The sequence below is a fragment of the Paramagnetospirillum sp. genome, assembly GCF_058402745.1.
This window is the reverse complement of sequence record NZ_JBZVFI010000018.1, coordinates 94210-119509: the sequence shown is the minus strand read 5'-3', so window position 1 is coordinate 119509 and position 25300 is coordinate 94210. Positions and strand designations below refer to the sequence as shown.

20 protein-coding genes and 1 riboswitch are annotated in these 25300 nt (G+C 67.3%); of the genes, 18 read left to right on the top strand and 2 right to left on the bottom strand.

Annotation, left to right across the window (positions count from 1 at the left end; translation table 11 throughout):
* The first annotated feature begins 45 nt into the window (after nt 1–45).
* The 13 genes from ACV4UZ_RS16470 (at nt 46) to ACV4UZ_RS16410 (ending at nt 17770) form a co-directional block, all read left to right on the top strand.
* Nucleotides 46–891, top strand: coding sequence for an LD-carboxypeptidase (locus tag ACV4UZ_RS16470; RefSeq protein ID WP_491601873.1), 846 nt, complete (start codon nt 46–48; stop codon nt 889–891).
* Between the two features lie 184 nt (nt 892–1075).
* Nucleotides 1076–1948, top strand: coding sequence for a helix-turn-helix transcriptional regulator (locus ACV4UZ_RS16465; protein ID WP_491601872.1), 873 nt, complete (start codon nt 1076–1078; stop codon nt 1946–1948).
* A gap of 31 nt (nt 1949–1979) precedes the next feature.
* Complete coding sequence (locus ACV4UZ_RS16460) at nt 1980–3533, top strand: NADH-ubiquinone oxidoreductase-F iron-sulfur binding region domain-containing protein (RefSeq protein ID WP_491601871.1); 1554 nt, start codon at nt 1980–1982, stop codon at nt 3531–3533.
* 94 nt (nt 3534–3627) lie between these two features.
* Nucleotides 3628–6303 (top strand): formate dehydrogenase subunit alpha, encoded by a 2676-nt coding sequence (gene fdhF / locus ACV4UZ_RS16455; protein ID WP_491601870.1) that lies wholly within the window; start codon nt 3628–3630, stop codon nt 6301–6303.
* A gap of 562 nt (nt 6304–6865) precedes the next feature.
* A complete protein-coding gene (locus ACV4UZ_RS16450; RefSeq protein ID WP_491601869.1) occupies nt 6866–7336 on the top strand; it encodes a 4-hydroxylaminobenzoate lyase in 471 nt (156 codons plus the stop codon).
* Nucleotides 7337–7346: 10 nt separating this feature from the next.
* Complete coding sequence (locus ACV4UZ_RS16445) at nt 7347–8135, top strand: alpha/beta fold hydrolase (protein ID WP_491601868.1); 789 nt, start codon at nt 7347–7349, stop codon at nt 8133–8135.
* Nucleotides 8136–8139: 4 nt separating this feature from the next.
* Nucleotides 8140–9687: a 3,4-dehydroadipyl-CoA semialdehyde dehydrogenase gene (locus ACV4UZ_RS16440; protein WP_491601867.1), complete on the top strand. Its 1548-nt coding sequence runs from the start codon at nt 8140–8142 to the stop codon at nt 9685–9687.
* Between the two features lie 232 nt (nt 9688–9919).
* Nucleotides 9920–11572: a 2,3-epoxybenzoyl-CoA dihydrolase gene (gene boxC / locus ACV4UZ_RS16435; protein ID WP_491601866.1), complete on the top strand. Its 1653-nt coding sequence runs from the start codon at nt 9920–9922 to the stop codon at nt 11570–11572.
* 5 nt (nt 11573–11577) lie between these two features.
* Nucleotides 11578–12999: a benzoyl-CoA 2,3-epoxidase subunit BoxB gene (gene boxB, locus ACV4UZ_RS16430; RefSeq protein ID WP_491601865.1), complete on the top strand. Its 1422-nt coding sequence runs from the start codon at nt 11578–11580 to the stop codon at nt 12997–12999.
* Between the two features lie 90 nt (nt 13000–13089).
* On the top strand, nt 13090–14271 hold the full coding sequence (boxA, locus tag ACV4UZ_RS16425) for a benzoyl-CoA 2,3-epoxidase subunit BoxA (RefSeq protein WP_491601864.1): 1182 nt from the start codon (nt 13090–13092) through the stop codon (nt 14269–14271).
* Nucleotides 14255–14731: an acyl-CoA thioesterase gene (locus ACV4UZ_RS16420; RefSeq protein ID WP_491601863.1), complete on the top strand. Its 477-nt coding sequence runs from the start codon at nt 14255–14257 to the stop codon at nt 14729–14731. The genes boxA and ACV4UZ_RS16420 overlap by 17 nt, the downstream gene beginning before the upstream one ends.
* The gene (paaG, locus tag ACV4UZ_RS16415; RefSeq protein ID WP_491601862.1) at nt 14731–15516 is read left to right on the top strand and encodes a 2-(1,2-epoxy-1,2-dihydrophenyl)acetyl-CoA isomerase PaaG; all 786 of its coding nucleotides are present in this window, start codon (nt 14731–14733) and stop codon (nt 15514–15516) included. Before ACV4UZ_RS16420 ends, paaG begins: the two co-directional genes overlap by 1 nt.
* Nucleotides 15517–15670: 154 nt before the next feature.
* Nucleotides 15671–17770, top strand: coding sequence for a thiamine pyrophosphate-dependent enzyme (locus tag ACV4UZ_RS16410; RefSeq protein WP_491601861.1), 2100 nt, complete (start codon nt 15671–15673; stop codon nt 17768–17770).
* A 2-nt stretch (nt 17771–17772) separates the two neighbouring features.
* Here the strand turns inward: ACV4UZ_RS16410 and ACV4UZ_RS16405 are convergent, their stop codons facing one another.
* The gene (locus ACV4UZ_RS16405) at nt 17773–18183 is read right to left on the bottom strand and encodes a hypothetical protein (protein ID WP_491601860.1); all 411 of its coding nucleotides are present in this window, start codon (nt 18181–18183) and stop codon (nt 17773–17775) included.
* Nucleotides 18184–18207: 24 nt separating this feature from the next.
* Nucleotides 18208–18669 carry a BPSL0067 family protein gene (locus ACV4UZ_RS16400; RefSeq protein ID WP_491601859.1) on the bottom strand — a complete coding sequence of 154 codons (462 nt, stop codon included), beginning with the start codon at nt 18667–18669 and terminating at the stop codon, nt 18208–18210.
* 122 nt (nt 18670–18791) lie between these two features.
* Between ACV4UZ_RS16400 and ACV4UZ_RS16395 the strand changes: the two genes are divergently transcribed.
* The 5 genes from ACV4UZ_RS16395 (at nt 18792) to ACV4UZ_RS16375 (ending at nt 24946) form a co-directional block, all read left to right on the top strand.
* Nucleotides 18792–19820, top strand: coding sequence for an IS110 family RNA-guided transposase (locus tag ACV4UZ_RS16395; protein WP_491599289.1), 1029 nt, complete (start codon nt 18792–18794; stop codon nt 19818–19820).
* A 374-nt stretch (nt 19821–20194) separates the two neighbouring features.
* A complete protein-coding gene (locus ACV4UZ_RS16390) occupies nt 20195–21706 on the top strand; it encodes an indolepyruvate oxidoreductase subunit beta family protein (protein ID WP_491601858.1) in 1512 nt (503 codons plus the stop codon).
* Nucleotides 21707–21823: 117 nt separating this feature from the next.
* Complete coding sequence (locus ACV4UZ_RS16385; protein WP_491601857.1) at nt 21824–22762, top strand: HlyD family secretion protein; 939 nt, start codon at nt 21824–21826, stop codon at nt 22760–22762.
* Nucleotides 22759–23685, top strand: a complete 927-nt coding sequence (locus ACV4UZ_RS16380) for an ABC transporter ATP-binding protein (RefSeq protein ID WP_491601856.1) — start codon at nt 22759–22761, stop codon at nt 23683–23685. The genes ACV4UZ_RS16385 and ACV4UZ_RS16380 overlap by 4 nt, the downstream gene beginning before the upstream one ends.
* 121 nt (nt 23686–23806) lie before the next feature.
* Nucleotides 23807–24946, top strand: a complete 1140-nt coding sequence (locus ACV4UZ_RS16375) for an ABC transporter permease (protein ID WP_491601855.1) — start codon at nt 23807–23809, stop codon at nt 24944–24946.
* A 208-nt stretch (nt 24947–25154) separates the two neighbouring features.
* Nucleotides 25155–25265: riboswitch (TPP riboswitch) on the top strand.
* Nucleotides 25266–25300: the final 35 nt, after the last annotated feature.

The window sequence follows — 25300 nt, the reverse complement described above, 5'->3', positions numbered from 1 at the left end:
GGAGGCTACAATTCGCCGCTCCGGTGGGCAAGGGGGACGGCGGACATGGGAGAGGCCAGGACCAGAATCGGCATCGTCGCGCCGGGCTCGGCCATCGACCGCGACGTGGCCGAACGGGTCACGGCGCTCGCCGACCGACTCTATCCCGCCGGGCGGGTGGAACTGGTCTTCCATCCCCAGTGCTTCGAGAGCCGCGGCCATTTCGCCGGCAGCGACGAAAGCCGCGCCGCCGCCTTCGTCCAGACCGCCAATGACCAGAGCCTGGACGCCCTGTGGTTCGCCCGTGGCGGCTACGGCGCCTGCCGCCTGATCGAGGCCGTGCTGCCCGCCTTGACCGACGCGGCGCGGCGCAAGCTCTACATGGGCTATTCCGACGCCGGCTCCCTGCTGGGCGCCATGTATCGGCGGGGCTTTTCCCGCCTCGCCCACGGCCCCATGCCGGTGGACGTCATCCGATCCGGCGGCGAGGCGGCGGTGGCCCGCGCCCTGACTTTCCTGGTGGAGCGCAATCCCCAGGCGCTGGAGCCGTCCCTGTCGGCGGAAGTGCCGGCGGCCGCCTTCAACCTCACCATCCTGTGCCACCTGTTGGGCACCCCCTGGCAGCCCGATCTGTCGGGCCATGTGCTGATGGTCGAGGAGGTGTCGGAATACATGTACCGCATCGACCGCGACCTGTTCCAGCTGACCAGCAGTTCGGCCATGCGCGAGGTGGCGGGGCTGAAGCTGGGCCGCTGCTCCGACATTCCCGCCAACCGCCCCGATTTCGGCCAGACCGAGGAAGAGGTGGCGCGGGCCTGGTGCCGGCGGTCCGGCATCGCCTGGCTCGGCCGTGCCGATATCGGCCACGACGTGGGCAACAAGGTGGTGCCGTTCGGGTTGTGGCGGGTCTGACGCCCGCGCTTCGTTGAAGAGCGGGTTAGGCCCAAGGGGCCGCACCGCCTAGGCGGCCGCGCCCGGCGCCTGAGGGCGTGACATGAATTGAATCCAGCATCATAGTGCATGTCCGCTCTAGCCAATCCGGCACTCCCGTGCTTCACTAAGGGTCGGGTAAAACTAAGGTTCGGGACCGGGAGACATGGTCGAACAGGCGGAATTCGCCGTGCTCGCCAGACGGCTGGGGGATCGGGTCAAGCGCTTCCGCGCCAGGCGCGGCATGTCGCGCAAGGACCTGTCCAACCATGCCGGCATTTCCGAACGCTACCTTGCCCAACTGGAGGGCGGGCAGGCCAATGTCAGCGTCAATATCCTGTGGCTGCTGGCCCAGGCCATGGACACCCCCATCACCGAGATGATCGAGGCGGATTCCGAGACCTGTCACCCCGACCTGCCGCTGGCCAAGAAATTCCTCGACCAGCTGACGCCCGAGCAGCAATCCGAGGCCTATGTCCTGCTGCGCCAGAACTTCAAGCGCGGCCTGAAGCTCAAGCGCCGGGTGGCGCTGATCGGCCTGCGGGGCGCGGGCAAGACCACGCTGGGCCAGGCGGTGGCCGAACGCTTCGGCGCCCCCTTCGTGCGCATCACCTCGGTGATCGAGCAGCTGGCCGGCATGGACATGACCGAAATCCTGCTGTCCATGGGCCAGAAGGGCTATCGCAAGCTGGAATATTCCGCCCTGGAAAACACGGTGGAGGGCCATCCCTCCATGGTGCTGGAGGCCGGCGGCTCCCTGGTCTCCGAGCCGCGCACCTTCGAACTGCTGCTGCAATCGTGCTTCACGATCTGGGTCCAGGCCAGCCCAGAGGACCACATGCGCCGGGTCATGGGCCAGGGTGATCTCCGCCCCATCGCCGGCCAGCAGATGGCGGCCATGGAGGATCTGCGCACCATCCTGGATGCGCGGCGCCACCTTTACGGCCGGGCCGACGCGGTGCTCAACACCTCGGGCCGCGCCATCGGCGACAGCGTCGAGGAATTGTCGCGCCTGTGCGCCCCGCATCTGGGACTGTGATTCTTTCCCCGCATGCACTATAGTGCATGGCATGAGCGCCGCCCCCCGCACCCACCGCCGTCTCGGCCCCGCCGCCGCCTCGCCCGAATCCGTGGCCGAGATCCTCGCCCTGCTGCCGGCTGACTTCCGCCGCCGAGACCTGCTGATCGAGAATCTGCACGTCCTGCAGGACCGTTTCGGGGGGCTCTACCGCCGCCATCTCGCCGCCTTGGCCGAGGAGATGCGCCTCGCCCCCGCCGAGGTGCAGGAGGTGGCGACCTTCTACGCCCATTTCCGCCTGCTGGGGGACGACGAGACGCCGCCCCGCGCCGTGGTGCGACGCTGCACCGGCCCGTCCTGCGCCATGCGTCCCCTCCCCCTGCCCGAGGGCGCGGTGGTGGAGGACGTGCCCTGCATCGGCCGCTGCGACCACGCCCCCGCCGTGCTCTCCCCCCTTCCCAGCCCCTCCCCGCCGGGAGTCGGGGAAGGGCTGGGGCGCGATGCCGCTTACCCCGTCCTGGCCCGCTGCCTGTCGGGCGAGCTGCCCCGCGACGAGGCGTTGGCCGAGCTGGACAAGGCGGGCCTGCGCGGCATGGGCGGGGCGGGCTTTCCCACGGCCCGCAAGTGGCGCAGTGTCGCGGCGCAACCGGGACCGCGCCTGATGGTGGTCAACGCCGACGAGGGCGAGCCCGGCACCTTCAAGGACCGCTGGTTCCTGGAGAACCACGCATCCAGGGTGCTGGAAGGCGCCCTGATCGCCGCCTGGGCGGTGGAGGCCGAAGAAGCCTACATCTATCTCCGCGACGAGTATTCCGACCTCCGCCCGCTGCTGGCCGGGCTGATCCGCGAACTGCCCGGCGGCGTGACCGTCCATTTGCGCCGGGGCGCCGGGGCCTATGTCTGCGGCGAGGAATCGGCGTTGATCGAAAGCCTGGAAGGCAAGCGCGGCCTGCCCCGTCAGCGTCCGCCCTATGTGGCGGAGGTGGGGCTGTTCGGGCGGCCCACCCTGGTCAACAACGTGGAGACCCTTTATTGGGTCAGCCGTATCCTGGGCGAGGGGGCGGAGTTTTTCGCCCGCGAGGGCCGCAACGGGCACAAGGGACTTCGCGCCTATTCCGTCTCGGGCCGGGTGCGCAAGCCGGGCGTCAGGATCGCCCCCAACGGCATCACCGTCTCGGAACTGATCGATGAATTCTGCGGCGGCATGGAAGCGGGCCACACCCTGGCCGCCTACCTGCCGGGCGGCGCCTCGGGCGGCTTCCTGCCCGCCCGGCTGCAGCCGCCGCTGGCCTTCGGCGCCATCGAGGAGCATGGCGGCTTCATCGGCTCGGCGGCGGTGGTGGTGTTCTCCCAGGCCGACGATCTGCGGGCGGCGGCATTGGATCTGGCCCGCTTCTTCGCCCATGAAAGCTGCGGCCAGTGCACGCCTTGCCGGGTGGGCACCGCCAAGTCGGTTGATCTGCTGGCCCGCCCCCGCTGGGAGGCCGAATTGCTGAATGATCTGGCGGCGGTCATGCGCGACGCCTCCATCTGCGGGTTGGGGCAGGCGGCCCCCAATGTCTGGCAGAGCCTGTTGCGGCACTTCCCGGAGGTCTTGTCATGCTGAGTGCCAGCGAAGCATCTTTCAGGCGTCATCGGTGCCGTCCGTGGATGAAAGATCCTTCGGCTTTGCCTCAGGACGACATGAGGGGGCGGGCGCCATGATCCGCTTCACCCTGGACGGAGCCGAGGTCGAGGCGGCGGAGGGCGAAACCCTCTGGCAGGTGTCCAAGCGTCTGGGGGCCACGCTGCCCCACCTCTGCCACACCGATCGTTCCGGCTTCGAGCCCGAGGGCAATTGCCGCGCCTGCGTGGTGGAGATCAAGGGCGAGCGCGCCCTGGCCGCCTCGTGCCGCCGGGTGCCCACCCCCGGCATGGTGGTGATGAGCCGGGGCGAGCGGGTGGAAAAGGCTCGGCGCATGGTGTTCGAGCTGTTGCTGGCCGACCATGTCTCGCCCGATCCGGATTCGGCCTTCCTCGGCTGGGCCAGGGCGGTGGGGGTGGAGACAAGCCGCTTCGCGCCCACCGCCCAGCCGATCCGCCTGGATGCCTCCCACCCCGCCATGGCGGTGCGCCTCGACGCCTGCATCCACTGCACGCTCTGCCTCCGGGCCTGCCGCGAGGTCCAGGTCAACGACGTCATCGGCATTAGCGGACGGGGGGCGGGGAGCCGCGTCACCTTCGACTTCGATGACCCCATGGGGGCCAGTTCCTGCGTCGGCTGCGGCGAATGCGTCCAGGCCTGCCCGACGGGCGCGCTGCTGCCGGCCGCCGGGCCGGTCCGGGCCGAGCGCAGCGTCGACTCGCTGTGTCCCTATTGTGGCGTCGGCTGCCAGCTCACCTACCATGTTCGGGGCGACGAGATCGTCGCCGCCACGGGACGCGACGGCATCGCCAACCACGAGCGCCTGTGCGTCAAGGGCCGCTTCGGCTTCGATTATTCCCGCCATCCCCAGCGCCTGACGGTGCCGCTGATCCGCAAGGCGGGGGCGCCCAAGGAGCTGATGGACCCGGCCGATCCCTTCACCCATTTCCGCCCCGCCAGTTGGGAGGAGGCGCTGGATTTCGCGGCTTCGGGGCTGAAGCGGCTGCCCAAGGCGGCGCTGGCGGGGCTGGGCTCGGCCAAGGGCTCCAACGAGGAGGCCTATCTGTTTCAGAAGCTGGTGCGCACCGGCTTCGACTCCAACAACGTGGATCACTGCACGCGGCTGTGCCACGCCTCTTCGGTGGCGGCGCTCTTGGAAGGCATCGGCTCGGGCGCGGTCACCGCGCCGGTGGCCGAGGTGGCCAACGCCGAGGTGATCATCCTGATCGGCGCCAATCCGTCCGCCAACCATCCCGTCGCGGCCAGCTTCATCAAGAACGCGGTGAAGCGGGGGGCGCGGCTGGTGATCCTCGACCCCCGGGGACAGGCGCTGACCCGCTTCGCCAGCCATCACCTCAAGTTCAACAACGGCACCGACGTGGCGCTGCTGAACGCCATGCTGCACGTCATCGTCGCCGAGGAGCTGTACGACCGCCATTTCGTGGCGGCGCGCACCACCGGATTCGAGGAACTGGCCCGGCACCTGAAGGCCTATTCGCCCGAATCCATGGCCCCCATCTGCGGCATCGATGCCGGCACCATCCGGGCGGTGGCGCGCCTTTACGCCCGCGCCTCCTCGGCCATGATCCTGTGGGGCATGGGGGTGTCGCAGCACAGCCACGGCACCGACAATTCGCGGGCCCTGATCGCGCTGGCCCTGCTGTGCGGTCAGGTGGGAAGGCCGGGCAGCGGCCTGCATCCGTTGCGCGGCCAGAACAATGTCCAGGGCGCCTCCGATGCCGGGCTGATCCCCATGATGCTGCCCGATTACGGACGGGTGGGGATGGCGGCGGCGCGGGGTCGTTTCGAAGCCGGTTGGAACATTCCCCTCGATTCCGTTCCCGGCCTGACCGTGGTCGAGATGATGAAGGCCGCCGAGTCCGGCACCATCCGGGGCATGTATGTCGAGGGCGAGAATCCCGCCATGTCCGATCCCGACCTCGACCACGCGCGGCGGGCGCTGGCCGGTCTCGAGCATTTGGTGGTCCAGGACATCTTCCTCACCGAGACCGCCATGCTGGCCGACGTGGTGCTGCCCGCCTCCAGCTTCTACGAGAAGACCGGCACCTTCACCAATACCGACCGCCACGTGCAGATGGGCCGCCAGGTCATCGCCCCGCCGGGCGAGGCGCGCTCCGATCTGTGGGTCATCGTCGAGATGGGACGGCTCCTGGGCCTGCCCTGGTCCTATGACGGGCCCAAGGCGGTGTTCGACGAGATGCGCGGCCTGATGGGCTCGCTTTCCGGCATCACCTGGGAGCGGCTGGAAGCGGAGGGCGGCATCACCTATCCGGCGGGCAAGGCCATCCTGTTCGACGACGTCTTCCCCACCGACAGCGGCAAGGCGCGCCTCGTTCCCGCCTCGGGGCTGGCGCCCGCCGAGACGCCCGATTCCGACTACCCCTTCCTGCTGTCCACCGGCCGGGTGCTGGAGCATTGGCACACCGGCTCCATGACGCGGCGTTCGGGCGTGCTCGACACCCTGCAAGGCGTGCCGGCGGTCAATGTCTGTCCCGTGGACATGGCCCGCCTGGGGCTGGACGAGGGCGCCATGGTGCGGCTGGAAAGCCGCCGGGGCGCGGTCGAGGCGGTGGCGGCGGCCGATTCGCGGCTCGCGCCCGGCGCGCTGTTCATGCCCTTCTGCTTCACCGAGGCGGCGGCCAATCTGCTGACCAACCCGGTGCTGGACCCGGTGGCCAAGATCCCCGAACTGAAGGTCTCCGCCGTTCGCCTTTCCCCTTCCGGCAAATAGGCCTGTCATCCCGAGCGGATGCGAGGGATCTCATCCTGGGCCGGCTTTTCAGTGCCGGCACCGCTTTTCAGGCGGAGATCCCTCGGCTTCACCCACTGCTGTCCGGTTCAATTGCCTGGGTTCTGGCGGACGGGTTTTTTCACCACCAAGACACCAAGGACACCAAGAGGACATTCCAGGTGCGTCGTGCCCGGACTTGTTCCGGGCATCCACGCCCATCCGCAGGGACTATTGTTTCATAAGGCATTCCAGCGGATCCGCGTGGATGGCCGGGACGATGCCCGGCCATGACGGTGAGGTTGGGCGGGGCGATCCGCTCTGTCCTCTTGGTGTCCTTGGTGTCTTGGTGGTTGAAGAGGCTTTTCCGTATCCCCATTCCGGTGGAGCCATCTCAAACCAAGCCTGGGCAAGGCAAGAGACCAGTGCTGGCCGAATTGAACCGGACACCCGTGGGTTTCACCTCGGGATGACAGGTGGAAACCTGTTATGCATTATAATGCTTCTAAGTCCGCAAGTGCGGTGATATAGTTCCGGTCGTTCATCTTCATGGGAGCGATCGGCCGTGTCCAAGTCCGCATTCAAGGCGCTGGTGGCGCAGGTAACCTCTTCCATCGCCGGGCTGCCGGTGGATGCTTCCTTGCGCGACGTGCTCAGCGCCCGCTTCCCCGCCGACGGCGAGGTGTTCAAGTCCATCGAGGCGGCCTGCCACAAGGCGGTGGACGAAGGCTGGATGTGCGAGAACGAGCATGGCGGCATCCGCTACGGCCGCGTCGCCGAGGCCGACGATCAGCTGTCGGGCTTTTCCATCGACGTGGTCCACATGAAGGACGTGGTTGGGCCGCGCCATCGCCACCCCCTGGGCGAGATCGACATGATCATGTCCATCGACAAGGACGCCAAGTTCGATGGCGCGCCGCGCGGCTGGCTGGTCTATCCCCCCGATTCCGTCCACCGCCCGACCCTGACCGAGGGCGCCGCCCTGGTGCTCTATCTGCTGCCCGACGGGCAGATCGATTTCTCGCGGCCGAAATGAGGCCCGGGGCATGTGGCGCGAGCATCCGCACGGCCTGATCGAGCTGTCCGACCAGCGGCTGGAATACCGCTGGGTCCATCCCCGGACCCCGGGCCGGCCCACCCTGGTCTTCCTGCACGAAGGCCTGGGCTCGGTGGGCATCTGGCGCGATTTCCCCGATCATGTGGCCGAGGCGACGGGATGTGGCGTGTTCATCTATTCCCGCCGGGGCTACGGCCGTTCCAGCCCCGTCGATCTGCCGCGCCCGCTCACCTACATGCATCACGAGGGTCTGGACGTCCTGCCCCGCCTGCTCGATCACCTGAAGCTGGGACCGGTGGTGCTGATCGGCCATTCCGACGGCGCCTCCATCGCGCTGATCCATGCCGGCGGCACGCCCGCCCCCGAGGTCAGGGGCGTGGTCTGTCTCGCCCCCCACGTGATGAACGAGGAGATCTGCGTCGCCTCGATCCAAAAGGCCAAGGTGGCGTACGAGAGCGGCGATTTGCGCCAGCGGCTGATGAAGCTGCACCACGACAACGTGGATTGCGCCTTCCGGGGCTGGAACGGTGCCTGGCTCGATCCCGATTTCATGCAATGGAACCTGGAAGAGTTCCTGCCCGGCATCAAGGTGCCGGTGATGGTGATCCAGGGCCGTGACGACGAGTACGGCAGCCACGTCCAGTACGAATCCATCGCGGCCAAGGCCGGGGCGGGCGCCGAGGTGGTACTGCTCGACGGCTGCCGTCATTCCCCCCACAAGGACCAGCCCGTGGCGACGCTTGCCGCCATCACGCGCTTCGTCAAATCCATAGGATGATCCCATGATCCGTTTGCAGAGTTATCTCGCCGGGCGTTGGCAGGACGGCGCCGGTTCGGGCGCGCAGCTGAAGGACCCGATCAGCGGCGAGGTGCTCGCCACAGCCTCCGGCGACGGTCTGGACATGGAAGAGGCGCTGGCCTTCGCCAGGGACACGGGAGGGCCGGCGCTTCGGGCGCTGACGTTCGCCCAGCGCGCCGGGCTGATCAACGCGGTGGCGGGCGTTCTGGCCGAGAACCGCGAGCGCTACAACGCCATTGCGCTCTCCAATTCCGGCAACACCGCCGTCGATGCGGCCCTCGATGTGGATGGCGGCATCGGCACTCTCAAATACTACGCCTCCATCGGGCGCAAGCTGGGCGATTCCCGCATCCTGGCCGAGGCCTCCGACGACCAGCTGACCAAGGACGAGGCCTTCCGTGGCCGTCACATCTGGACCACCTCGGCCCGGGTCGCCGTACATATCAACGCCTTCAACTTCCCCTCCTGGGGCTTGTGGGAGAAGGCGGCGGTCAGCCTGCTGGCTGGCGTGCCGTTCCTGGCCAAGCCCGCCACCGCCACCTGTCTCCTGGCCCATGAGATGGTCAAGGACGTGGTGGCGGCGGGCGTGCTGCCCATTGGTGCGATTTCGCTCCTGTGCGGCGGCGGGCGCGATCTGATGGATCATCTGAAGCCCGGCGACGTGGTGGCCTTCACCGGCTCGGCCGACACGGCGGCTCAACTGCGTTCGAATCCCAACGTCATCGCCGCCAACATCCGCTTCGCGGTGGAGGCGGATTCGCTCAATCTCTGCGCCCTGGGGCCGGATGCCGCGCCCGATACGCCCGAGTTCGCCGCCTTCATCAAGGAAGTGTCGCGGGAGATGACCGTCAAGGCCGGGCAGAAATGCACCGCCATCCGCCGGGTGCTGGTGCCGCGTGACCGTACCGACGCGGTGGTCGAGGCGCTGAAAGCCGCCCTGGCCAAGGCGGTGGTGGGCGATCCCCGGACGGAGGGCGTGCGCATGGGGCCGCTGGTCAGCCGCTCCCAGGCCCAGGCCGCCTGGGCGGGATTGGCGCAATTGAAGACCGAAACCCGAGTGGTGGCGGGTGGCGGCAACGACGATGGTGGTTGCTTCGTGCCGCCGACGTTGCTGCTGTGCAACGACCCCCTGTCCGCCCATGCGGTGCATGACATCGAGGTGTTCGGTCCCGTGGCCACCCTGATGCCCTATGACAGCGTGGACCAGGCGGTGGCGCTGGCTCAGCGGGGCGGCGGTTCCCTGGCGGCCTCGGTGTTTTCCGGCGATGGCGCTTTCCTGGCCCAATTCGTGCCCGCCATCGCCAGCCATCACGGCCGGGTGCTGGTGGTGGATGGTTCGGTAGCGTCCAGCCATTCCGGCCACGGCGTGGTGATGCCCCATTGCATCCATGGCGGACCGGGCCGCGCCGGCGGCGGCGAGGAGTTGGGGGGCTTGAGGGGCCTGCGCTTCTACATGCAGCGCTCGGCCCTCCAGGGCAGCCGGACCATGCTGGACGCCATGATGGCGGGGGCGGCAATCGTCTCCCTCTGACCGCTCAGTCACCCTGAGCCGGTGGCGAAGGGTCTTTCACGCGATATCGGCGGCCGCCTCTGGCTGAAAGATCCCTCGCTCCGCTCGGGATGACAAGCGGAGCATTCCTCCCCACATGCAGGATAATGCAAGGCAATCGGCAAAACGGTACTTTAATACCAAATTGCTCTTGCGAACGATTCCAAACCTGCACTATAGTGCATTCAGTCATTCCAACCGAGGCGGCACGCCCATGATCGACTTTCAAACCTCCCCCGAGAGCTACCGGCACTGGAAGCTGTCGTTCGACGGCCCGGTCGCGACGCTGACCATGGATGTGGACCCGTCGTCCACCCTGGCGCCCGGCTACGAGCTGAAGATGAATTCCTACGACCTGGGCGTCGACATCGAGCTCTACGACGCCGTGCAGCGCCTGCGCTTCGAGCACCCCGAGGTGCGCGCCGTGGTGATGGCCTCGAATAATCCCAAGATCTTCTGCGCCGGGGCCAACATCAAGATGCTGGGAGTCAGCAGCCACGGCCACAAGGTGAACTTCTGCAAGTTCACCAACGAGACCCGCAACTCCATCGAGGACGCCACCGAGAATTCGCGCCAGACCTATCTGTGCGCGGTCAGCGGCACGGCGGCCGGCGGCGGTTACGAGCTGGCGCTCGCCACCGACTACATCATGATGGTGGACGACGGCAACACGGCGGTGTCCCTGCCCGAGGTGCCGCTGCTGGCCGTGCTGCCCGGCACCGGCGGCCTCACCCGCGTGGTGGACAAGCGCAAGGTGCGCCGCGACCTGGCCGACATCTTCTGCTCCATCGAGGAGGGCGTGAAGGGTAAGCGCGCCGTGGAATGGCGGCTGGTGGACGAGGTGGTCCCCTCGTCGGCCTTCAAGGCGGCGGTGGCCAGGAAGGCCGCCGAGCTGGCCGCCAAATCCGATCGCCCCACGGGCGAGACGGGCGTGGTGCTGTCCCCCGTCGCCCGCGTCATCGATGCCGACCGCGTCAGCTATCCCCACATCGACATCAGCTTCGACCGCTCGACCCGGGCGGCCAACATCACGCTGAAGGGGCCGAAGGCCGCCTGCCCGGAGGGTCTGGCCGCCATCAAGGCCCAGGGCGTCGATTTCTATCCCCTGGCCCTGGCGCGCGAGCTGGATGACGCCATCCTGCACCTGCGGGCCAACGAGGTTTCCGTCGCCACCTGGGTGTTCCGCGCCGAGGGCGACGCCGAACTGGTGATGGGCTACGACGCCGGCTTGCAGAAATTCGGCGGCTCCGACTGGCTGGTGCGGGAAATCCTGCTTTACTGGAAGCGCACCATGAAGCGTCTGGACGTCACCAGCCGCACCCTGTTCGCCCTGGTGGAGCCCGGTTCCTGCTTCGCCGGCTTCCTGGCCGAGATCCTGTTCGCCTGCGACCGCTCGTTCATGCTGGACGGCACCTTCGAGGGCAATCCGGCTCCGGCGGCGACCATCCGCCTGTCGGAGCTCAACTTCGACGGCCTGCCCATGGGCAACGGGTTGAGCCGCATCGCCACCCGTTTCCTGGGCGAGCCCGACAGCGTCGCTAAGGCCCGCGACACTATCGGCCAGGACCTGGACGCCGCCGCCTGCGCCACGCTTGGACTGGTCACCGGCACCCCCGACGACATCGATTGGGAGGACGAGATCCGCCTGATGATCGAGGAGCGGGCCGCCTTCTCCCCCGACTCGCTCACCGGCATGGAAGCCAATCTGCGCTTCGCCGGCCCCGAGACCATGGAAACCAAGATCTTCGGCCGCTTGACCGCCTGGCAGAACTGGATCTTCCAGCGTCCCAACGCCGTCGGCGACGGCGGAGCGCTGAAGCTCTACGGCACCGGCAAGCGTGCAGCCTACAATCAGGAAAGGGTGTAACCGTCATGTCCTCGATCAATTACGCCGAAAAGATCCCCAACAACGTCAACCTGTCCGAGGACCGGAAGCTGCAGCGCGCCCTGGAATCCTGGCAGCCCCACTACATCGACTGGTGGAAGGAGATGGGCCCGGAGGGCACGGCAACATCGGAAATCTACCTGCGCACCGCCATCTCGGCCGAGCCCGACGGCTGGGCCCAGTTCGGCCACGTCAAGATGGAGGATTACCGCTGGGGCATCTTCCTCGCCCCGCCGGAGAAGGACCGCAAGGTCAATTTCGGCGCCCACAAGGGCGAGGACGCCTGGCAGGAGGTGCCCGGCGAGTACCGCGCCATGCTGCGCCGCCTGATCACCGTCCAGGGCGACACCGAGCCGGCCTCGGTGGAGCAGCAGCGCCTCTTGGGCAAGTGCTGCCCCTCGCTCTACGACCTCAGGAACCTGTTCCAGGTCAACGTCGAGGAAGGCCGCCACCTGTGGGCCATGGTCTACCTGCTGCACGCCCATTTCGGCAAGGACGGCCGCGAAGAGGCCGAGGAGATGCTGCAGCGCCGCTCGGGCGACGCCGACAAGCCGCGCATCCTGGGGGCCTTCAACGAGAAGACCGCCGACTGGCTGGCCTTCTTCATGTTCACCTTCATCACCGACCGCGACGGCAAGTACCAGCTGTGCGCGCTGGCCGAATCCGGCTTCGATCCCCTGTCCCGGTCGTGCCGCTTCATGCTGACCGAGGAAGCCCACCACATGTTCGTGGGTGAATCCGGCGTCGGCCGCATCATCGAGCGCGCCTGCCAGGTGATGAAGGAGAACCGCACCGACGACGTCAGGAAGTTCGGCGTCATCGACCTGCCCACCATCCAGCGCTACCTCAACTTCCACTACTCGGTGACCTCGGACCTCTACGGCGCCGAAGTTTCCACCAACGCGGCGACCTCGTACAACATGGGCCTCAAGGGCCGTTTCGAGGAGACCAAGATCGGCGACGACCACCAGCTGGAGAACACCACCTACTCGGTGCTGCACCCCGTGAATGGCGGCTTCCAGGCCATCGAGGTCCCGGCCTTGAACGCGCTGAACGAGCGTCTGCGCCTGGACTGGGCCGAGGACGTGGCCAAGGGCGTCGAGCGCTGGAACAAGATCATCGCCAAGTACGGCATCGATTTTAAGCTGACGCTGCCCCATCTGGCCTTCAACCGCGCCATCGGCCACTTCTCCGACATCGCGGTCGATCCCTCGGGCAAGGTCATCTCGCCGGAAGAATTCGCCCGTCGCCGCGACGAGTGGCTGCCGTCGGAATCCGACCTGGCCTATGTGGCCTCGCTGATGACCGGCGCGGTGACCCAGCCCGGCAAGTTCGCCAACTGGATCGCGCCACCGGCCCGCGGCATCAACAACCAGCCGGTGGATTTCGACTACGTGCGGTTTGCGTAACGACTACTCCGTCATGGCCGGGCTTGACCCGGCCATCCATGGACCCCCGGGCCAAGCCCGGGGGTGACGAAAGGGAAAAGGAGCCGGGCCATGGAACTGAAACGCCAGCATCTCATCGACCCGGTGGTCTGCATCCGCTGCAACACCTGCGAGGAAACCTGCCCCCAGGACGCCATCACCCACGACCGCAACAACTACGTGGTGATGGCCGACAAGTGCAATTTCTGCCGCGCCTGCGTCTCGCCCTGTCCCACCGGGGCCATCGACAACTGGCTGCTGGTGTCCCGGCCGTGGAGCGTCGACGACCAGTTCGGCTGGGAGGAATTGCCGCTGGGCGAGACCGGCCCCGGCGAGGCCGAGGCCGCTCCCCTGCCGCCCGAGGAGGTGAGCGACCTGCTGGCCGCCGCCACGGCGACGACGGGGCCGATGGTGCCGCCGCCCGCCACCGCCGCCAAGCCATACACCAACCTCTATTCCCGCGAGAAGCCGGTGACGGCCCGCGTCGCCGGCAACATGCGCATCACCGGCGACGGCGCCGAGTCCGACATCCATCACGTGGTGCTCGACTTTCAGCACAACGCCTTTCCCTTCCTGGAAGGCCAGAGCATCGGCATCGTGCCCCCGGGCGTGGATCCCAAGGGCCGCGCCTACAACATCCGGCTCTATTCCATCGCCTCCCCCCGCGAGGGCGAGCGCACCGGCTTCAACAATCTGGCCCTGACGGTGAAAAGGGTGCCGGGCGGCATCGGCTCCAACTATGTCTGCGACCTGAAGAAGGGCGACGAAGTGAGCGTGGCGGGCCCCTTCGGCCAGGCCTTCCTGATGCCCGACGATCCGGAATCCAACATCATCATGATCTGTACCGGCACCGGCGCCGCGCCGTTCAGGGGCTTCACCGAGCGTCGCCGCCGCAATGCCGCCGACGCGCCGGGCAAGCTGATGCTGTTCTTCGGCGCCCGCACGCCGGAGGAGCTGCCCTATTTCGGGCCGCTGATGAAGCTGCCCAAGAGCCTGATCGACGTGAACCTGGCCTTCTCGCGGGTTCCCGACCGGCCCAAGCAATACGTCCAGGACAAGCTGCGCGAGCGGGCGGACGAACTGGCCGCCCTGCTGGAATCGGACAAGACCCATGTGTTCATCTGCGGCCTGAAGGGCATGGAGCAGGGCTGCGACGAGGCCTTCGCCGACATCTGCCGCCTGCATGGCCTCGACTGGGCGGCGCTGCGGCCCAGGATGCGGGAAGAAGGGCGCTACCATGTCGAAACCTACTGAGTTCGAGGAGATCGAGGCCATCGAGGGCGGTGTCTTCATCCACCGCCGCCGGGTCCATTTCGGCGACTCGGATGCGGCGCGCATCGTCTATACGCCGCGCTTTCTGGAATACGCCATGGAGGCGCTGGAGGTCTTCATGGCCGACGTCATCGGCTATGACTGGTACACCATCAACAAGGAGCACGGCTTCGGCACGCCCTTCGTCAAGATCGGCATGGAGATCAAGGCCCCCCTTCGCCCCGGCGACCGGGTGGACATCTCGGTGCTGGTGGACAAGGTGGGCGGCTCCTCCATCCACTTCCGCACGGTGGGCAAGCGCGGCGACGGCGAGGTCTCCTTCGAGACCAGCTTCGTCTGCGTCGTCGCCGATCAGGAAAAGGTGAAGGCGGTTCCCATGCCCGGCCCCATGCGGGCCCGGCTCGAAGCCTATCGCGCCCGTCTGGCGGAGGTTGCCGCATAATGACCGAGACCATCCTGGTGGCCCGCTCGGGCGACGTCACCACCATCACCTTGAACCGTCCCGAGCGCCTCAACGCCTTCAACGTGGCCATGCACGGGGCATTGCGCTCGGCCGTCGCCCATGCGGCCGAGGACGGCACCCGCTGTCTGGTGATCACCGGGGCGGGCAAGGGCTTCTGCGCCGGTCAGGACCTGTCCGACCGGGTGTCCAAGCCCGGCGATCCGCCCCCCGATCTGGGGGAATCCCTCGACGCCCGCTACAACCCGCTGATCCGTTCCATCAAGGCCCTGCCCCTGCCGGTGATCGCGGCGGTCAACGGCATCGCCGCCGGCGCGGGTGCCAATCTGGCGCTGGCCTGCGACATCGTGGTGGCGGGAAAATCCGCCGCCTTCGCCCAAAGCTTCTGCAAGGTGGGGCTGATCCCCGATTCGGGGGGCACCTGGACCCTGCCGCGTCTGGTGGGCCAAGCGCGGGCCACCGCCCTGATGATGCTGGGCGACAAGGTGAGCGCCGAGCAGGCCGCCCTTTGGGGCATGATCTGGCAATGCGTCGAGGACGACCAGCTCTTGCCCGTCGTGCTGGCCATGGCCGCCCAGCTGGCCGCCCAGCCCACAAAGGGGCTGGCCTTGATGAAGAAGGCCCTGGCCCGCTCGGGCGCCAATACGCTCGACGCCCAGCTGGACCTGGAGCGCGATCTTCAGGCCGAGGCCGGGCGCACCCACGACTACGCCGAAGGGGTGCGGGCCTTCATGGAAAAGCGCCCGCCGCGCTTCGAGGGACGGTGAATACCTGGGTGTCGATTCCCATATGACGACTGTCATCCCGAGCGTCGCGAGGGATCTCCGTCTGGCGTGATGGTGCGGAATCGGAAAAATCGTGCCGGGCGGAGATTCCTCCTTCCGGTGGTCGTCGGAATGACAAGGCGGCAAGGAGGGCGGCATGGCCGAACGGTCGTTCCAGCATGAAATCGGTCTGTTGCGTTTAGGCGAGGGCGAGACCTTCCGGGGCGAGGGCATTCTTGCCGTCACCAAGGCGCTGCTGCAATCGGGCGTCACCTATGTGGGCGGCTATCAGGGCGCGCCGGTGTCGCACCTGATGGACGTCCTGATCGAATCCGAGGACCTTCTGGCCGAACTGGGCGTGCATGTGGAGGCCGCCACCAACGAGGCCGGGGCCGCCGCCCTGCTGGCCGCCTCGCTGGCCTATCCCGTGCGGGGCGCCGTCACCTGGAAATCGGTGGTGGGCACCAACGTGGCGTCCGACGCGCTGTCCAACCTGGCGTCGCCCGGCGTCATCGGCGGCGCGCTGATCATCATCGGCGAGGATTACGGCGACGGGGCCAGCGTCATTCAGGAGCGCAGCCACGCCTTCGCCATGAAGTCGTCCCTGTGGCTGTTGGACCCGCGCCCCCACCTGCCCACCATCGTCCACATGGTGGAGAAGGGCTTCGAGCTGTCCGAGGCGTCCAACACCCCGGTGATGGTGGAACTGCGCATCAAGGCCTGCCACGTCACCGGCAGCTTCAGGACCAAGGCCAACAGGCCGGGCGCCGCGCTGCAGGCCCCCGCCGCCTTCGATTACGGAAGGCTGTCCCATCCGCCCAGCACCTTCGCCCACGAGGCGGCCAAGGTGGCGCATCGCCTGCCCGCCGCCCGCGCCTTCATCCGCGACCATCGGCTCAACGAGCTCTTCCCCGGCAGCCGTTCGGACGTCGGCATCATCGTCCAGGGCGGCCTCTACAATTCCCTGATGCGCGCCCTGGCCCGGCTGGGCCTCGCCGACGCCCTGGGGAAGTCCGAGATCCCCATCTATTGCCTCAACGTCACCTGGCCGCTGGTGCCGGAAGAAGTTTCGGAATTCTGTGCCGGCAAGCAATCGGTGCTGATGGTCGAGGAAGGCACCCCGGAATACCTGGAACAGACCCTGTCGCTGATGATGCGTCAGGCCGACATTCAAACGAGGCTGCACGGCAAGGACTGCCTGCCCCAGGCGGGCGAGTACACCGCCGACGTGCTGGCCGCCGGGCTGGCGAAATTCCTCGGTTCCGAGCCCGCCCAGGCCATCGTCAATAAGATTGACGCAGGGCGCAAGGCGGCCTCGGCCCTGCTGGACAAGGATCTGCCCGGCCGGCCGCCCGGCTTTTGCACCGGCTGTCCCGAGCGTCCGGTGTTCAGCGCCTTGAAGCTGGCCCAGAAGGAGGTGGGCCAGACCCATGTGTCGGCGGATATCGGCTGCCATTCCTTCGGTACCCTGCCGCCCTTTTCCATGGGCAATTCCATCCTGGGCTTCGGCATGAGCCTCGCCTCCTCGGCGGCGGTGGGCGCGGTGACCGGCAAGCGGCCGGTGGCGGTGATGGGCGACGGCGGCTTCTGGCACAACGGCATCATCTCGGGCGTGGCCGGCAACCTGTTCAACAAGGGCGACGGCGTGCTGGTCATCCTGCAGAACGGCTACACCTCGGCGACGGGCCAGCAATTCATGCCGTCCACCCTGGCCGAGGGGCACCGCAACGAAACCCCCATGGACATCGAGGCGACCCTGAAGGTCATGGGGGTGAAGTGGCTGCGGAAGGTGCGTTCCTACTCGGTCGCCACCATGCGCGAGACCCTGAAGGAGGCCATCAAGGGCGCCGGCAAGGGCCTGCGGGTCATCATCGCCGATGGCGAATGCCAGCTGGCCCGCCAGCGAAGGGTGAAGGCCGAGGACGCCGCCAGGCTGAAGGCGGGCGAGCGGGTGGTGCGCGTGCGCTACGGCATCGACGACGACATCTGCTCCGGCGACCACGCCTGTATCCGGCTCTCGGGCTGTCCCTCGCTGACCATCAAGCCCAACCCGGACCCGTTAAGGGACGATCCGGTGGCCTCGGTGATCCAGTCCTGCGTCGGCTGCGGGTTGTGCGGCGAGGTGGCCCATGCCGCCGCGCTCTGCCCCTCCTTCTGGCGGGCCGAGGTGATCCAGAACCCCAGCCGCTTCGACCTCTGGCTGGACGGAGTACGCCGCCGGGTCATCGGCTGGATGCAGGGGAGGGCAAGCGCATGAGTCTAGGGCCGCGACGTGCACCAGACGCGCAGGAAGCGGGTCTCGACGGGGCCGCCGGTGCCGGGCTCCACGGGCTGGGGCTTCAGGACGTCCTGGGTCAGCCAGTCGCAGCGGATCGCGTGACCGGGAATTTTCAGGATTATTTCTCGGCCCGGAGCTTGGGCATTCCCATAGGAGCAGACCAGTTCTCCGTTTCTCTCCTCCCCTTTTTCCGGCCAGTCCGTCGCGTGGCTGATATCGCCGCGTCGGATTTCCTCGGCGAATTCTCCTTGATCGGCGCCACGGTAGCGGGGGTGTGCGCCGACCAGTTGGGAGCCCGGGTTCTCCGAATCGTTCAGGGGGCATTCGACAACGGCACCGAACGATGGGGCGGCAATGAGGAGAAGCGGAAGAAGCATGACGTGGCGCAGCATGGAGGCACCTCCCCTCTCAGGCTATCATCGCTGTGGGCGTTTGATAACCGAGTAGCCTTCGGCGTGGCCACCGAAAGGTTTGAAGCGTTTATTGGGGGGCTCCTTCCTCCACTGGTCCAGCACCCAGATACCTGGGCGCCCTTCTTGAGAGCCGTATTCCAGAAAGATGGCGGCATGGTTGCCACGCGAGTTGTTGGGGTAACGCCCGTTGACGAAGGTAGCGATGGGCGTGCCGCGTTCCAGCGGCGGTTCTCCGGGGGCGCGGATCATGGGGCCTTCGCGCCAGTTCCAGGCTGGTCCCACTTCGGGGACAAGGTGTTTGACCAGGGCGACGCATTCCTTGCTCTCGCCTACCTGCTTCTTGCCGGCGATGACCTTCGCCATCCTGGCGTCGATGTCCTTGACCACATATCCGTGCTTGGACGCGGTCTCGGACCAGCGGCCGTGGTCGTCGCGGGGCTGGTTGGGGTCGTAAGTGTTTGGCATGGCTGCTCTCCAATGGAAAAGGTTGGGTCATTGGGCTCTCGCCCTCATCACCCGGTAGGGTGGTAAGAATTCTCGACGTGACGGCGATCTGATGCGGCGCCGACCAGCAGGGGAGAGAAGTGATGGACTATTTCGTCGGTTTGGATGTGTCGGTGCGGACGACGAGTGTGTGCGTGATGACCGAGACCGGAAGAATCGTTCAGGAAGGCAAGGTCGAAAGCGAACCCGAGGCGCTGATCCAGTTCCTTGATGTGCCCGGCAGGCGGTACATCCGTGTCGGCGTCGAGGCAGGCCCGCTTTGCCAATGGCTGTACGCGGGCTTGGCAAAGGCTGGCCTGCCGGTCATCTGCATCGAGACGCGGCATGCGCAGGCGGTGCTCAAGGCGCAGATCAACAAGACCGACCGCAACGACGCCCGCGGCATCGCACAGATGATGCGTGTCGGCCTTTATCGGCCCGTGCATGTGAAGACCCTGGCGAGCCAGCAGATCAGGACGTTGCTCAACGGTCGGCGCTTTCTCCAGGCGCGGATTCTGGACGTCGAGAACAGCATCCGGGGGCTGCTGCGTAATTTCGGCATGAAAGTCGGCGTCATTAGTCGTGCCCGTTACGACGCGCGGATCCGCGAGCTGATTGACGGCGACCCTACGCTGGCGGCGGTGATCGAACCCATGCTCATCGTCCGGCGCGTCACCCGTGAGCAATTCGCGGCTCTTCATCGGAAAATGTTGGAACTGGTCCGCGCCGATGAGGATTGCCGGTTGTTAATGAGCGCACCTGGGGTTGGGCCGGTGGTCGCGATGACCTACCGGGCAGCCATTGATGAGCCGGCCCGCTTCCAGCGTTCACGAGCCGTTGGTGCACATTTCGGCTTGGTTCCTCGAACGCACCAATCCGGCGAGATCGACCGCCGGGGCCGGATCAGCAAGAACGGCGATGAAACATTGCGATCGACGCTCTTCGAGGCGGCCTTGGTGCTGCTGCGCCCGAATTCGAAGCCATCAGCGCTCAAGGCATGGGGCCTGCGGATTGCCAAACGCCGAGGCATGGCCAGGGCGATGGTTGCCGTCGCACGCAAACTGGCGGTGATTCTTCACCGCATGTGGATCGATCGCACAGAGTTCTGCTGGAAGGCCGAAGCCACTGTCTGAGCTATTGCGTCCGTCGTAATTTAGGATCTGCCGCGAGGCGGAGCGAAGTCCCTCCGGGGACCGAGGGTCGGTGAGATCGAGGGCGGTTTGAAGCGCCAAATAGCGACTTCGCGAAAAAGCTTGAGCCACCACTCTTCGGACCTAACCATGAAGCGGCCAACGCGCCGACTTCGGAGAGAAGCCAGAGACCTGGCGGGACAATGCTCTCCAATAAGGCAGATGGAGACAAGAAGGTGCTTGACTCATGAACGCCCAATAGAGAAGGCCGCCCGACGGGGGCGGCCTGTTGCTGGACGGAGTGGTGGCGTTGATGGGCCAAGCCTAGCCGCCAACGACAATGTTGTCAATTTGTTCTCTTTTGTGAGGAGGGCGGCATGAGCGTCGCGACCCGTCCCCTGTGCCTGGTCGTCGCCGCCATGGGTGGCGAGGGCGGCGGGGTGCTCACCGACTGGATCGTCGAGGCGGCCAACGCCTCGGGCCTCGCGGTGCAGAGCACTTCGGTGCCGGGCGTCGCCCAGCGCACCGGCGCCACCACTTATTATGTCGAGATCTTCCCCACGCCCCTGGCCGAGCTGGGCGATGCCGAGCCGATCCTGGCCCTGTCGCCGTCGGCGGGAGAGGTGGACCTGATCGTCGCCACCGAGCTGATGGAGGCGGCGCGCAGCGTGACGCGGGGCTGGTCCGATCCCGAGCGCACCCATCTGATCGCCTCGACCCATCGCGTCCACGCGGTGGCCGAGAAGATGGAGATGGGCGATGGCCGCTACGACGAGGAGCGTCTGCGGACCGCCATCACCGCCGGAACCAGTGATCGCCTGCTGTTCGACATGGAGCAGGCCGCCAGATCGGCGGGCTGCGTCATCAACGCCGTGCTGCTGGGCGCGGTGGCGGGCAGCGGACGGCTGCCCATCACGCCCGCGATTTTCGAGGAACAGATCGTCGCCTCGGGCAAGGCGGTGGAAAGCAACCTGAAGGGCTTCCGCCTGGGGCTGGCGGCGGCCCGCGGCGAGGTTCCCGCCGCCGCGCCCGCCTCCCACAAGCGCCCCCATGCCGATGTCTCCGGGGCCGAGGCGGTGGTCGCCTGGCTCGACGTCCTGCCGCCATCGGCCCGCGCCGTGGCTGCAGAGGGCGTGAAGCGTCTGGTCGCCTATCAGGATGCCCGCTACGCCCGTCTTTACGCCGAGCGTCTGGAAGCCCTTTCCGCCGTCACCGGCGACGAGGCCCTGCTGGCCCGTGTCGCCAAATATCTTGCGGTGCGCATGAGTTTCGAGGACGTCATCCACGTGGCCCGCCTGAAGACGGCGCCCGAGCGTCTGGAGCGCATCCGCGCCGAAATCGCCGCGCGGCCGGACCAGCCGGTGGTGGTCAAGGACTTCCTCAAGCCCGGACTGGAGGAGGTCTGCGCCCTGCTGCCCGGCTTCCTGGCGCGGCCCATCCTGGCCGCCGCCCACCGGGGCGGCTGGGCCGACAAGGCCGCCTGGGGGCGTCAGGTCAACGCCAACGGCATCCTGGGCTATCTCTCCCTGCGCCTGCTGGCGGGCTTGAAGCCCTGGCGGCGCTTCTCCCACCGCTTCGGTCAAGAGCAGGCGGAAATCGAGGACTGGCTGGCTTCGGTGTCCGCCGCCGCCCGCCTGTCGCCGGCCCTGGGGCTCGAAGTGGCCGAATGCGCCCGCCTGATCAAGGGCTATGGCGAGACGTGGCGGCGCGGCACCGCCAATTTCCAGCGCATCCGCGACTCGGTCATCGCGCCGGCCGCCGCCGGGCGCTGGCCGCTGGCCTTCGCGCTGGACGCCATCGCCAACGCGCGGACCGCCGCCCTGGCCGATCCGGAAGGCAAGGGGCTGGACCGCACCCTGGCCGCCATCGCGGAAAAGGCGGTGGCCTGAGGACGGTGTTCAAGCCCCTTCTCCCAGTGTATTTTTCTCGTCATTGCCGGGCCTGACCCGGCAATCCATGGATGCCCGGGTCAAGCCCGGGCATGACGAAGAAAAGTAGTGCCGTCCGTGTCCAAACCCCTCGTCGCCTGCCTTCTCTGCCTGCTTCCCACCCTCGCATTGGCCGAGCCCCTGCGCCTGCAGGGCTATGCCGAGGGCGAGTACGTGCGCGTCGGCCCCACCGGCGCCGGTCTCCTGGCCCAGATCATGGTGAAGGACGGCGACAAGGTGGCGGCGGGCACGCCGCTGTTCGCGCTCGACACCGTCATCGAGCAGGCCGCCCGCGATCAGGCCAGGGCCGAGCTGGAGCGGGCCGAGGCGCAACTGGCCGATCTGGGCAAGGGCAAGCGGCCCGACGAGTTGAAATCCATCGCCGAGCAGAAGGCCCAGGCCCAGGCGGCGCTGCGCCTCTCCGAGGTGACCCTGAAGCGCCAGGACACCCTGGCGCGGGCCGATTTCGCCTCCCGCGCCAGGCTGGACGAGGCAAAGGCCGCGCTGGAGCGCGACCGCGCCCAGGTCCGCCGCCTGGAGGCCGAGTACCGCGCCGCGCTGCTGGGCGCCCGGCCCGACGAGATCGCGGCGCAGGAGGCCCTGGTGGGCCAGAAGCGCCTGGAACTGGCCAAGGCGGAAAAGCGTCTCGCCGACCTCGCCCCCCATGCTCCCGCCGACGCGGTGGTGGAGAAGGTCTATTACCGCCCGGGCGAGTTCGTGCCCGCGGGAGGGCCGGTGGTGTCGCTGCTGCCGCCCGGCAACGTCAAGCTGGTGTTCTTTCTCCCTGAGCCCCGGCTGGGGGCGCTGAAGGTGGGTGACATGGTCGGCTATGGCTGTGACCGCTGTCCGCCGGGCGAGGCGCGGGTGAGCTTCATCGCCACCCAGGCGGAATACACGCCGCCGGTCATCTATTCGGTGGAAAGCCGCGACAAGCTGGTCTTCCGCATCGAGGCCAGGGCGGCGGGGCTGGCCGTCAATCCCGGCCAGCCGGTGGACGTCGTGGTGCCGGCCAAGTGAACGGCGCGGCGGCCATCGACGTCCAGGGGCTGGAAAAGCGCTTTTCCGGCCGCGCCGTGGTCCGCGACTTCTCCATCCGGGTGCCGAGGGGGCGCATCTTCGGCTTCCTGGGACCCAACGGTTCGGGCAAGACCACCACTATCCGCATGCTGTGCGGCCTGCTGACCCCCGATGCGGGAAGCGGCACCTGTCTCGGCCTCGACATCCGCACCCAGGCGGCCGAAATCAAGCGCCGGGTCGGCTACATGACCCAGAAGTTCTCGTTCTACGAGGACCTGACCATCGCCGAGAACCTGGATTTCGTCGCCCGCGTCTACGGCCTTGACCGCCGTAAACAGCGGGTTGACGAGGCGCTGGAGGGCCTGGGTCTGGCCGAGCGGTGCCGCCAGCTGGCCGGCACCCTGTCGGGGGGCTGGAAGCAGCGTCTGGCGCTCGCCGCCTGCGTGCTGCACGAGCCCGAGCTGCTGCTGCTCGACGAGCCCACCGCCGGCGTCGATCCCAAGGCGCGGCGCGATTTCTGGGACCACATCCACCGGCTGGCGGCCGATGGCATGACCGTGCTGGTCAGCACCCATTACATGGACGAGGCCGAGCGCTGCCACGAGATCAGCTACCTGGCCTATGGACGCCTGATGGTGCGCGGCACGGTGGCCGAGGTGATCCGGGGATCGGGGCTGGTCACCTGGCTGGTGGAAGGTGACGGCGCCGACCGGCTGGCGCCTTCCATGGAGGGGCGGCCCGGCATCGCCATGGCGGCGCCGTTCGGTAACGCGCTGCATGTGAGCGGCACCAATTCAGCGGAGTTGGAAGCGGCCATCGCGCCCTGGCGCCACCAGCCCAATCTGGTGTGGAGCCGCACCGAGCCCAGCCTGGAGGACGTGTTCATCCACCTGATGGGGCAGGCGGAGGACAATTTCCGATGAGATGGCATTGTCATCCCGAGCCTCGGCGAGGGATCTCGTCCTGGCAGGGCTTTTCCGAGCCGGCACCATCGGAGCAGGTGGAGATTCCTCGGCTGCGCCTCGGAATGACAGCGAGGGGCAAATGACGTCAACCAGCTTCTCCTGGTCGCGCCTGATGGCGGTGATGGTCAAGGAGGTCATCCAGATGCGCCGCGACCGCCTGACCTTCGCCATGATGGTCGCCGTGCCGCTGTTGCAGCTGGTGCTGTTCGGCTATGCCATCAATTCCGATCCCAAGGCGCTGCCCACCCTGGTCAACGTCCAGGAAAGCGGCCCCTTCGCCCGCGCCCTGGTGGCGGGGTTGGGCAATTCCTCCTATTTCCGCGTGGTGGGCGAAGTGCGCTCGGAGGCCGAGGCCGAGCGCTGGCTGGCCACCGGCGACGCCCAGTTCGTGGTGACCATTCCCGCCGGGTTCGAGGCCGCCCTGGTGCGCGGCGAGCGCCCCGCGGTGCTGCTGGAAGCCGACGCCACCGACCCGGCGTCCGCCTCCAACGCGGTGGCGGCGGCGGGGGCCCTGGTGCGCACCGTCTTCGATTCCGAACTGTCCGGGCCGCTGGCCCATCTGAAGGGCCGGCCCGATCCCGTCGACCTGCGCATCCACCGCCGCTACAACCCGGAAGGCATCACCCAGTACAACATCGTGCCCGGCCTGATGGGGGTGATCCTCACCATGACCATGGTCATGATGACCGCCCTGGCGGTGACGCGGGAACGCGAGCGCGGCACCATGGAGAACCTGCTGGCCATGCCGGTGCGGCCCATGGAGGTGATGGTGGGCAAGATCCTGCCCTATATCGGGGTGGGCTACGTCCAGGTGGTGGTCATCGTCGCCTCGGGCCGCTGGCTGTTCGGGGTGCCGCTGGTGGGCAGCCTGACGCTCCTGTCCATGGCCCTGCTGCTGTTCATCGCATCCAACCTGACGGTGGGTTTCACCTTCTCCACCGTGGCCCGGAACCAGCTGCAGGCCATGCAGATGAGCTTCTTCTTCTTCCTGCCCTCCATCCTGCTGTCGGGCTTCATGTTCCCGTTCCGCGGCATGCCGGTCTGGGCCCAGTGGGTCGGCGAGATCTTTCCGCTGACCCATTTCCTGCGGGTGGTGCGCGGCATCCTCTTGAAGGGCAACGGCGTGGCCGAGATCTGGCCCGAGATGTGGCCGATCATCGCCTTCGTGCTGATCAGCGCTGCGCTGGCCATGAAGCAGTACCGCCAGACGCTGGATTGACACCGTCCGTCGAAAGAGCTGTCATCCCGAGCCGGAGGCGAGGGATCTTTCACCCGATGGCGGCAACCGCTTCAGGTTGAAAGATCCTTCCTCCCTGCGGTCGTCAGGATGACGAGTCGGTTCAAATGACGGCCGGCATGACAATCCCGGCGGCAAAGTAAGGTCTTGCAAAGCTTGACTTCCGGGCCGGGACAAGCCCAATCTTTGCATCTTTCCGAAGGGGAGCCCCAAGCGGGGCTGAGAGGCCGGCCAGACGTGCCGGCGACCCTTGGAACCTGATCCGGGTCATTCCGGCGAAGGGATCGGAACTTCCATGAGCTTCCGCCCGCCTTTCGTCCGGACCCTGCCCGCCGC

What these genes read in the sequence shown, in the direction of transcription:
- ACV4UZ_RS16460 (WP_491601871.1), top strand. Translation starts at nt 1,980, where the DNA reads ATGAGCGCCGCCCCCCGCACCCACCGCCGTCTCGGCCCCGCCGCCGCC.
- ACV4UZ_RS16390 (WP_491601858.1), top strand. Translation starts at nt 20,195, where the DNA reads ATGAGCGTCGCGACCCGTCCCCTGTGCCTGGTCGTCGCCGCCATGGGT.
- fdhF (WP_491601870.1), top strand. Translation starts at nt 3,628, where the DNA reads ATGATCCGCTTCACCCTGGACGGAGCCGAGGTCGAGGCGGCGGAGGGC.
- ACV4UZ_RS16395 (WP_491599289.1), top strand. Translation starts at nt 18,792, where the DNA reads ATGGACTATTTCGTCGGTTTGGATGTGTCGGTGCGGACGACGAGTGTG.
- ACV4UZ_RS16445 (WP_491601868.1), top strand. Translation starts at nt 7,347, where the DNA reads ATGTGGCGCGAGCATCCGCACGGCCTGATCGAGCTGTCCGACCAGCGG.
- paaG (WP_491601862.1), top strand. Translation starts at nt 14,731, where the DNA reads ATGACCGAGACCATCCTGGTGGCCCGCTCGGGCGACGTCACCACCATC.
- ACV4UZ_RS16410 (WP_491601861.1), top strand. Translation starts at nt 15,671, where the DNA reads ATGGCCGAACGGTCGTTCCAGCATGAAATCGGTCTGTTGCGTTTAGGC.
- boxB (WP_491601865.1), top strand. Translation starts at nt 11,578, where the DNA reads ATGTCCTCGATCAATTACGCCGAAAAGATCCCCAACAACGTCAACCTG.
- boxA (WP_491601864.1), top strand. Translation starts at nt 13,090, where the DNA reads ATGGAACTGAAACGCCAGCATCTCATCGACCCGGTGGTCTGCATCCGC.
- ACV4UZ_RS16405 (WP_491601860.1), bottom strand. Translation starts at nt 18,183, where the DNA reads ATGCTGCGCCACGTCATGCTTCTTCCGCTTCTCCTCATTGCCGCCCCA.
- ACV4UZ_RS16465 (WP_491601872.1), top strand. Translation starts at nt 1,076, where the DNA reads ATGGTCGAACAGGCGGAATTCGCCGTGCTCGCCAGACGGCTGGGGGAT.
- ACV4UZ_RS16400 (WP_491601859.1), bottom strand. Translation starts at nt 18,669, where the DNA reads ATGCCAAACACTTACGACCCCAACCAGCCCCGCGACGACCACGGCCGC.
- ACV4UZ_RS16440 (WP_491601867.1), top strand. Translation starts at nt 8,140, where the DNA reads ATGATCCGTTTGCAGAGTTATCTCGCCGGGCGTTGGCAGGACGGCGCC.
- ACV4UZ_RS16420 (WP_491601863.1), top strand. Translation starts at nt 14,255, where the DNA reads ATGTCGAAACCTACTGAGTTCGAGGAGATCGAGGCCATCGAGGGCGGT.
- boxC (WP_491601866.1), top strand. Translation starts at nt 9,920, where the DNA reads ATGATCGACTTTCAAACCTCCCCCGAGAGCTACCGGCACTGGAAGCTG.
- ACV4UZ_RS16375 (WP_491601855.1), top strand. Translation starts at nt 23,807, where the DNA reads ATGACGTCAACCAGCTTCTCCTGGTCGCGCCTGATGGCGGTGATGGTC.
- ACV4UZ_RS16470 (WP_491601873.1), top strand. Translation starts at nt 46, where the DNA reads ATGGGAGAGGCCAGGACCAGAATCGGCATCGTCGCGCCGGGCTCGGCC.